Source organism: bacterium (genome assembly GCA_024224155.1).
In the GTDB taxonomy this organism is placed as follows: Bacteria; Acidobacteriota; Thermoanaerobaculia; order Multivoradales; family JAHEKO01; genus CALZIK01.
The window spans coordinates 1-849 of the sequence record JAAENP010000566.1 but is presented as its reverse complement, the minus strand read 5'-3'; the positions used below and the strand labels follow the sequence as shown (position 1 = coordinate 849).

At 62.2% G+C, this 849-nt stretch carries 1 protein-coding gene; it reads left to right on the top strand.

Annotation, left to right across the window (positions count from 1 at the left end; genetic code table 11):
- Nucleotides 1–739, top strand: a 739-nt coding sequence (locus GY769_25880; protein ID MCP4205356.1) for an ATP-binding protein, incomplete at its 5' end; no start/stop codon positions are given.
- Nucleotides 740–849: the final 110 nt, after the last annotated feature.

Sequence of the window (849 nt, the reverse complement as noted above, 5' to 3'; positions counted from 1 at the left end):
GGACCAACTCCGTGCGATGCGTTTGGAGGGCATGGCCAAAGCCATGGAAGAGCAGCTGCAAATGAGCGACATCGGAGACCTTCGATTCGAAGACCGGCTGGGTCTTCTGATCGATCGCGAAGCCACAGAACGAGCGAGCCGACGCCTCAAGACTCGGCTCAGGAAGGCCAAGCTACGCCAGGGATATGCCTGTGTCGAGGATGTCGACTACCGCATCCGCCGGAAGCTAGATAAAGGTTTGTTTTTGGCGTTGGCTTCGTGCGACTGGATCGCCCGGCACCGCAACGTTCTACTCACTGGCTCCACCGGCGTCGGTAAGACTTTTCTCGCTTGTGCTCTGGCGCAGAAAGCCTGCCGCGAAGGCTACAAAGTACAGTACCTGCGTGTGCCCCGACTCTTCGAAGAGCTGAGGCTGGCCCATGCCGACGGCCGCTATCCCAAGCTGATGGCGGGTCTGGCCAAGACCGACTTGATCGTCCTCGACGATTGGGGCCTGGCGCCTCTGGCCGACGCCGATCGTCTCGAACTCCTGGAGATCCTCGAAGATCGCCACGAGGTGCGCTCGACGATGGTCACCTCTCAGCTGCCGGTCGACGACTGGTACGAGGCGATCGATCATCCAACCTTGGCCGACGCGATCCTCGACCGCCTCGTCCACAACGCCTATCGGCTCGCGCTCTCGGGCGAGTCGATCCGGCGTACGAAGGCGCTCACCCAGAGCACCAAGGAGGACGGATGACTCGACCCGCACACTTCCAGGAGCCCAGCCTAGCCTGCACCGGCTCGGACTCCGGTGGCGGAAGCAGAAGCAGAATTCACCTAGGGCGCGCAAGGCGGCGATCTCGGCCT